Source organism: Mesorhizobium sp. M1322 (genome assembly GCF_040318085.1).
In the GTDB taxonomy this organism is placed as follows: domain Bacteria; phylum Pseudomonadota; class Alphaproteobacteria; order Rhizobiales; family Rhizobiaceae; genus Mesorhizobium.
Genome location: NZ_JAMYLP010000146.1, coordinates 1 through 8,432, shown reverse-complemented (window position 1 = coordinate 8,432; position 8,432 = coordinate 1). Strand labels below are relative to the sequence as shown.

The 8,432-nt window shown below is 57.9% G+C and carries 4 protein-coding genes and 2 pseudogenes; 4 read left to right on the top strand and 2 right to left on the bottom strand.

The genetic code is table 11. The features are described from left to right. Positions 1-502: 502 nt before the first annotated feature. Positions 503-1,635: pseudogene (locus NKH12_RS29110) on the bottom strand (ISAzo13 family transposase). A 494-nt stretch (positions 1,636-2,129) separates the two neighbouring features. On the opposite strand from NKH12_RS29110, the gene NKH12_RS29105 reads away from it, so the two are divergent. The 3 genes from NKH12_RS29105 to NKH12_RS29095 all read left to right on the top strand — a co-directional run bounded on the left by NKH12_RS29105 (position 2,130) and on the right by NKH12_RS29095 (position 6,832). Then, entirely contained in the window at positions 2,130-3,413 is a 1,284-nt protein-coding gene (locus NKH12_RS29105) for an ATP-grasp domain-containing protein (RefSeq protein WP_352956286.1), read from the top strand. A gap of 575 nt (positions 3,414-3,988) precedes the next feature. Further along, positions 3,989-5,383, top strand: a complete 1,395-nt coding sequence (locus tag NKH12_RS29100; protein WP_352956285.1) for an MmgE/PrpD family protein — start codon at positions 3,989-3,991, stop codon at positions 5,381-5,383. A gap of 54 nt (positions 5,384-5,437) precedes the next feature. Then, positions 5,438-6,832 (top strand): MmgE/PrpD family protein, encoded by a 1,395-nt coding sequence (locus tag NKH12_RS29095; RefSeq protein WP_352956284.1) that lies wholly within the window; start codon positions 5,438-5,440, stop codon positions 6,830-6,832. A gap of 160 nt (positions 6,833-6,992) precedes the next feature. Here NKH12_RS29095 and NKH12_RS29090 read toward each other — a convergent pair. Next, positions 6,993-7,773, bottom strand: a pseudogene (locus tag NKH12_RS29090) (transposase family protein); the annotation flags it as partial. 466 nt (positions 7,774-8,239) lie between these two features. On the opposite strand from NKH12_RS29090, the gene NKH12_RS29085 reads away from it, so the two are divergent. Then, the coding region (locus NKH12_RS29085; protein WP_352956283.1) for a hypothetical protein at positions 8,240-8,432 on the top strand (193 nt) is incomplete at its 3' end.

Here is an 8,432-nt window from a genome sequence, read left to right as displayed (position 1 = left end):
ACAGGCCCTGCCGATGCAAATCCAGTATCATCATCATCTCCCCGATCTTGATCACCGAAATCCCTCTCCCGACCATCAGGAGAAGCATCAACGATCACGCGCCGCCGGTCTCCCGGAGCGCGCTCCGGAAGACCGGCGACAGCGCTAAACTGGGGAAGATTCAAACGGCACTTCTGGGGAGTATTGAGCCGGCATCGACATTTGAACTTACAACTGTCCGCCGCCTGCGGTCGCAAAGACTCTATGACTTTATGTGAAGGATCTGTTGCAACGTTTTGGTCGGGTGGTGCGGCACGGAGCGTCTCGACGAATTTCGGTGGGCTACGGTATTCAAGGGACGTCGTTTAACGGGTCAGTCGTCCTGCTTTGCCTGCGCTGGTACTTGGCCCTTTATGATGCGATTGAGCCAATTGCGTCGGCCAGATGCTGCCCAGGACAGTAGTGTGTGCTGCTTCTCTGTTCGACCGGCTGTGGTCATACGCTAGGCGTCGTCCGCGGATAACTACGTTGGAAGCGGGGCGCTCGGTTGGATCTTGTAGTGCCAGTCGCCATGGAAGTCATGGCGGACGACATTTACCGCTTGCAATTCAGCCTCTCGGATAGGTGTTGGTATCGAGTTGGCTGCCGCACGTTCAATTCCGGCGTCGGTGGTCGTCGCAGCGATCAGCTCGACGATGACCCTGTGACAGACCAGCCGCTTGCCACGCCAGTTGGCGGTGATGAACGAGGACAGCGATGCTCGATGCGGTTCCACTCGCTAGTGCCGGGCGGCAGGTGGCAGACGGTGATGGGCATGCGCATGTCGTCGGCGAGCCTCTGGAGTTTTTGTTTCCACAACCGCACCCGCGACGCATTGCCGCCACCGTCGGCGGTGATCATCAGGCGCGTGGCGTCCGGGTAACGCTCGCGACCCATCTGCGCCACCAGTTGCCGGATAGCGTTGACCGCGAACGCCGCCGTGTCGTGATCGATGCCGACGCTCACCCAGCCGGTATTGTCGGCGATGTCGTAGACGCAGTAGGCACCGCGCGCCCAAACTCCGGGATGATGAAGTCGTGCACCGCACCTGCGGCGGCGAGCCTTGGGGATGCCATTCGCTCCCGGCATTCTTGAAATCGCCGACCAGTTCCTTCTTCTTCGTGTCCACTGAGATCGCCGGTTCGCCGGCCGCCAGCGCCGCCTTGACCTGGTTGTTGATGTAGTGGAATTGGGCGTCGCGATTGGGATGGTTCGCCCCCTCGCGCGTCTTGCGGTTGGCTTGCAGCCTGTAGCCGAGCTTGTGCAGGAGTTCGCCTGATCTGGTGACCCATGTCGCACAGCGCGTCGGCAAGCTTGCTCATGCTCTTGCAGGTCCAAAGCAGCGGCGACTGCGGATCGCCCCGCGTGTCGGGCTCGATGAGCGCTCGCAGATCGTCAATCAGGCTCGGATCCGTCTCGCTCGTCAGCTTGTCGCCGGCCCTTGGACGGCACACGCGCCCAGCATCGAACGCCTCGCCGCTGCGCACCTCGCGCAGCGCCCGGCCAATGGTGCTGGGGGCGATGCCAGTGGCCCGCGCCACCGCAGCGATCCCACCGCGCCCAGCCGCCAAACGCCTCGGCCGCCGCAAAGCGCCGCCGCGAGCGTTCGTCGAACACAGGGCGAAGCGAACCATGATCGGCCCGGTCGGCAAAGCCATCGCTTGCCCTGTCTGGGAACCAGATCACCGCTCACGATCCATGTCGGCGAGACCGCCTGCGAGCCCGGAAAACAGGCGCGAGCGCGATCCGTCAACCGTCCGGATCTCTACCTTCGGAAACCGGCCCGCATATTCGAGCAGGCTGGCCTTGAGGTCCCGGCGGAGAGTGACAATAGGGCCAGACCGTCAGCCGGGCACCGTCTGTCAGATATCAAGTTCAAAACTTTCCCAGTTAAATTACCTTCCCTTAAACATGGTAATCCTCCGAATAGCCGATGCTCTCTGTGTCACAACTCGATCAAACGATAAATACTTCACATAACTTTATAGAACCTTCGCAACCGAATATCGCCGCCAATGCTATTGTTTCGCGATTCTGAGGTGAGGCAGGATAAAAGCCGACGCCTGTTTACACTCAGGCCGCCGCACGGCACACAACGGAGATCCACGCCAATGGCAAGAAGAGCGCTCATCCTGGTTGAAGGCAACAGGAGTATTGGTCTGCTGTACGTGAAGGCGGCCCAGTGTCTTGGCCTTCATCCAATTACCCTGTCGGCCGATCCAACTCGGTACGACTATCTTGCATCCGAAAACATAGAGGCAATCCGTGTTGATACCGACAATCTCGATGCACTGGCCCGCGAATGTTCCCGGCTGCGTGCGACCTATGACATTGCTGGCATAACTGGCTTTACGGACCTCGACGAGTCAGTCTATGCGACGGTTGGCAAGCTCTGCCGATACTTCGATCTACCAGGACCGAACCCCACATCGATTGAACGATGCTGCGATAAGTTTACTCAACGTCAACTCCTCGCGGAGGCCGGCGTTCCAATGCCCGCTTATCGCTTGGCAGCGAATGCGACAGACGTAGAAAGCTGTGCCGCGGAACTCTGCCTCCCGGTGATTCTCAAGCCAGCTGTCGGCAGCGGCAGCAGCGGTGTCCGATTGTGCCGTAATGTCGATGAGTTATCCGAACATACAACCTACCTGTTGGACGGGAAGCACATTTGGCGGTCCTCGCCGAGGATCCTAGTCGAAGAATTCGCACAAGGCCCCTATTATTGGGCCGACATAATGGGAGATGAGGTCATTGGAATTGGCACCGCTGCCTTCGGCCGCCCACCGCATTTTGTCCATCGTGAGTGCACCTATCCGGCCGTGCTGACTAACGACGAGCAGGGGCGTGTCGCCGATGTTTCGCTGAGCTGTTTGCAAGCTCTCGACCTTGGCTGGGGGCCAAAGAACATCGGGTTCCGCTGGACGAAGCGTGGCCCAGTCGTCATTGAAGTCAATCCGCGTCTTTCTGGCGCGCCCGGTCCTCAAATGGTTAAGTTAGCTTATGGCGTCGATCTCGTCACCGAGCACATCAAGCTTGTGATCGGCGACGAATTGAATTTGCGCAGAAGGCGTTCGGATACTGCGGGGGCGCGGTTCCTCCTCCCTGATCGCGATGGCATCCTCGACTGGATCGATGGCGACAGTCGGGCGGCAGCCGTACCAGATGTCGCCGAGGTCAAATTGCATGTTCAACCCAAGACACCGATCGTCAGGAAAGGCGATTACCGAGACTGTTTCGGATATGTCATCGCCTCTTCACCAACCCGTGCTGGGGCCGAGGCGATACTTCAGCATGCCGTTGCCTTGATCGATTGGTCGATCACACCATCTTCGGCCGTTGGCGAAACGGCACAATCTGCGGCCCCCGTATGTCCCAGCGCCTGCGGAGATGGATAAAGGTGATTGTCGCGAACATTGGTGCAATCGACAGCAGGAGATGGACGCAGGTCAATGAGGGTGCTTTTGGCCGCCTGTGACTATCAGGCTGATTTTGGGTGTGGGATGCGGTTCACCTTGCCAGCGACAATCCGAACTGCGTGGTGTCAAGCTGAGAGCTCGTCGAATCCTGCTTGGTCTTTTAGACCAGGTTAATCCAATGCTGGTTGCTCCCGCGAATAAAGGCCGACGGATTATAATCGTCAGCCCATTGAGGAAGCTATGGAGCGACATTTCCGCGAGAATGATAGTCATTCGGTCCGGCGGGCTGACGGCTATGATAAGCCCGGCTCCTCGCCTTCCTCGACTCACGGCAGGCGCGAAACGCCGCTTCATTTGCGGATAGCTCAAACACAGAGATGAACTTAGTTTAGCGCCTAAACTCTTAATGTAGGAGGCTAGATGCGGGGAAAACCTGCGTTTCGGATCAGATAAAGCCGGAGGGCGACTTGTCCGGTATGGTATCAAATCCGTCGTGAAGGGCGAGGCTATGTTCGAGATATCAGCAGCCCGATAATTCATTTGAAGGTATGGCGATGGATGTGACGACGCAAATCATTAGGCACGTTCTCAATTCCGGGGTGGAGACGATACCTGAGAAAGCGATCGAACGTGCAAAGCTCTCAATCCTCGATACCATAGCGTGCGCGATCGGCGGATCGAACGATCCGATCGCGCACAGCGCGCGCCAACTGGGCGCATTGTCCGGTGGCAAGCCAGAATGCACAGTTTGGATTTCCGGAGAAAAGCTCCCATCGAGCTTGGCAGCACTCGTCAACGCCACGACAGCCAGGGCACTCGATTTTGACGAGACCTACGAGCTTTGTCTCAACGGCTGCCACGCAAGCGCATATGATGTACCGCCGGCGTTGGCACTCGCCGAACGCGACCCTTCTATCACCGGAAGAGAATTGCTGACCGCGGTCGCAACAGCTATCGATCTGCACTTGCGTCTCGCGCGTAGCGTTACCACATTTTCTTCAAATACGGGCCGCGACAATATGGTCTCTGTCTGGGGCGCGACCGCGGTTAGTGCCAAGTTGCTACGGCTCGACGAAGAGAAAACCCGGAATGCGTTCGGAATCGCTTACGCCCACGCCGCCGGCGAATACCAGATGTATGAAGAAGGTGCCCACACTGTAGCGCTGCAGCAGGGATTGCGGGCCCGCTCGGGAATTGAGTCGGCCCTATCAGCTATGGTGGGCTTCAACGGCCCGCGGGAGCCGTTCTTTGGGAAGTATGGTTTCTACAAGGCCTTCGAACCTGAGTTCGACCTTGATATGCTTACGGACAAACTGGGCTATGATTATGTGAACGCTTCTATAAGCTTCAAACCCTGGCCGTCCTGTAAGTGTAATCATTTCGGGATCCACGGGCTGCTGCAATTGCGCGAGAAGCACAACTTCGCGGGCGAGGATATTGTTTCAATTGAGCTCGGGTTGAATCATCGCGCTGAGAGTCTTGTGGTCCAGCCGCGCGACCAAAAGTGGAACCCCAAGGACCCGGTTGTGGCGCGTTTCAGCCTGCCTTACGCCATCTCGGTCGCAGCGCAATACGGCAGAGTTGCAATTGGCGATTTCCGTCCCGAAGCGCTCCAGGATCCGGCCGTGCGTCGGATTATGGCCGTTACCAAGGTCGAAGTTGATCCAGAGATCGAGCGCACTCACGGCCAGTATGGGAATTCGCCGACAACAGTTAAAGTGACGCTAAAGGGTGGAGCAGAACATTTTATTCGTGTGGACAAGCCGTTCGGACATCCGGAAAACCCGGCTTCGCTCATCGATGGCATGCGGAAACTTAAGGATTGCGGCGAAATGTCGGTGTTGCCGTTCTCCGAGAAGCAACTCGAGTTGATCGGAGACTTCATCCGTGATCTTGATAAGCAGCCCACGTTGGCACCGCTATTTGAACTGCTAGTGGGCGGTAAGTAGTCTCGGGTGCATATGGCACACAAAGACGAGCTAATACAGAGCTAGGCGATTTTTATGAAACCAAATGTTAAAGGTGCTAACACGCTGTCGAAAGCGATTGGGAGGTTCGTCAGCGGGCTAGAATTCGGTGCCTTGTCGCCAAGCGATCTTAGTACCCTGAAGTTCGGGGTAATGGACTGTCTGGCCTGCGTGATTGCGGGTGCACGCGAGCCGGTAACCCAAATCGTACTCAACAGGTTAGTGGCCGAACACGGTGGGCACGAGAGAGCAACAGTTCTTGCTCATTCCGTTCAAAGTTCCGCGCTCGGTGCCGCGCTCGCCAACGGCGTCATGGCACACGCTTGCGATTTTGACGACGTCAGCGACCCGATGTGTGGGCACCCTACAGCGCCCGCACTCCCTGCGATTTTAGCGGCTGGTGAACTGGCAGAACGTTCGGGCCGAGATGTCCTTCTCGCATATGCCGCTGCCGTCGAAGTGATGACAAAGCTCGGCCGGGTTGCCGGTTACGAGCTTTATCAGTCCGGTTGGCACGCCACCGCCGCACTCGGCGTGTTTGGCGCTGCCGCCGGAGCCTCGAAGATACTTGGACTCGACGCCGAACGTACAGCTACCGCCATCGGTATTGCCGCCTCCCGTGTTGCCGGTATACGTGCGAATATCGGCACGATGGTAAAGCCAATGCATTGCGGTTTCGCAGCGAGGGATGGCCTAGAGGCGGCGCTTTTAGCTGCAGCAGGGGCCACGGCAAGTCTCGATGCGCTTGAAGGTTCAAACGGCTTTCTTAACACGTACGTATCGCAGCGGGGACGTGCCGTCGACTTCGCGTCGCTCCTCGGCAATCCGTTCGATATCCGAGAGCCAGGTATTGTTTTCAAGAAATATCCGTCCTGCCTCGATACCCATTCGGCCATCGATGCTATTCTCGAATTGCGCAATAGCCATGACATCCAACCTGAACACGTAAAGTACATTCGATGCGTGCTTGCTCCAGGGGTGGGCGGGGACCTGGCATACCATGCCCCCCAAACGCCTATGGAGGGCAAGTTCAGTATGGAGTTTTGTTCCGCGGTCGCGCTGGCGCGAGGGCGGGTATCTCTTGCCGAATTCTCGCAAGAAGTAGTCGATGACCCAGCTATCCGACGGCTGATTGGCATTTCGAAGCTCGACTTCGATCCTGAACTGACCAGCCAGGACCCGAGAAGCTTTTGCGCGGCCGCGCGGGTTGAAACCTCGCTTCAGGACGGGCGGGTGGTCCAGAAAACCGTCCATCACATGCGCGGCCATCCAAAAAATCCGATGTCGGAATGTGAGTTTGTGTCCAAATTCAAGGACTGTGCAAACGCGGTGTTGGATCCCGACCGCACCGATCGAGCGCTTGCGATGATCGAGCAGTTAGACCAGTTATCCGATTTGCGCCCCCTCATGTCGGCCCTCGTGACTGAGTGACGACATCAGTGGACAGCGTGAACCGGACTTTAGGTTTATGCCGACCGCCGCCTAACTCTGCCGAGCGCGTCGTCCGATTAAGCCGCGTACGGTTTGGATCGGCGCTGAAGCGCGCGATCATGAGCACAAAACAAGAGGGAGAAGTTTTAGGCGGCGGCGGCAGGATCGCGTTGACGGCATCGCCCTGCTCGCCGCCAAGGTAGTTGCGACCCATTCGGTGCTCGCCCTTGATGTGGCCGATCATCGGCTCGATAGCAGATCGTCACCGCATCTCGCGCTTGATCGCGGACGTAACGCGGCGCTTCTGTCCCGCGGTGAAGACCCTGAACTTGTGGCTCTCGGGTGCGTTGTGACCTCGGCAACCGGCGTCGACGAGCATGCGCTCGATCCGGTTGCCGATGGTGTCTTCAATCGCCAGAATGACCGTTTCGATCGTGTGGCCGTCATAGGGATTTCCGGGAAAAGCAATGGCGTGCACGGCGAACTCGCCGCCCTTTAACGCTTCAGCGTTGTAGCGATCGAGACCTTGACGCCGAACTCGTAAGGCGCGCGTGCCTTGCCGTTGATGCATTCGACCTCATGTGCGTGCAGGCTGTAGATCATGCGGCCGCGCTGGCGCTGTCGCTGCCGCTGCTCAAGAACGGTCGATGCCTGGTAGAGAGGCCATTTAAAGATCGCGTCCATCTCTGCGTCGTCGGCTATCTGGCGGAGATGTCGCGAATGGTCCGGTCGAGCCAGGTCATGAGCTTGCGCAGCGCCTTGTTGGCCCACTTGAACTGTACGAGCGATCGAAGGGCACGGCATGGCGGAAAAACTCCTCGCTGTGAGATCCTGGAAGTACGGTTCTCCACCCATCGGGCGCACATCTCCTCGTCCGACAGGTCGAAAGTGTGCTTCAGGATTCGTGTCGAGACCACGCGAGCGACCCGCGACGGCAATGGCGTGGCTTGCGCCGCGGTCCCCCCGCCTTGCCAAATCGAGTTCATCGCACCTCGCCAGAGAACAGAATCGCAAAACTGAACTTGCGAGGAAACGACCACAAACAGGCCGCACCCTGAAATCCGACATCGGGAGAACCGTGGATTCCTACGTGAAATCAGCGGCTTTCGAGCGCGGATGCCTTCAATTCAAAGATGCGCGTGAAGACAGATAGGTCAGCGTCGTTTCGATCGTCTCCTGGCCAGCCCCGGAGCGATGACCGGGCAATCAATCCCCGTTGATCACTATAGTGCGAGGAATTTTCCAGCCAGCAATCGTCGACTTTAGATGCGTAGGGGGCAGAAAACGCTGATTTTCTGCGTTGATAGAAGGACAATTTGTGAAAGGTGACCAGTCCACTGGTGTACCATCCAGTTGGTATGAAAGAACGAGGCCGCATTGTCGGCAACCAGGGAACAAAGGTAGTAAGTGTCGCAGGAACTCGACTATATCAGCCGCTGCGTCGCTGCAGGCCATGCGACCGCGCTGGGCGTGAGCGCCAATTCGCTTATTGCCGGCGCAGCGCAGGCGCCGCGGCCCACCGGCAAAACGCTCATCCCTGAACGCCGCATGTCGGTTGGCGGTATCGGGTCGACCTATTACGAGACGGGAGCCGGTCGTC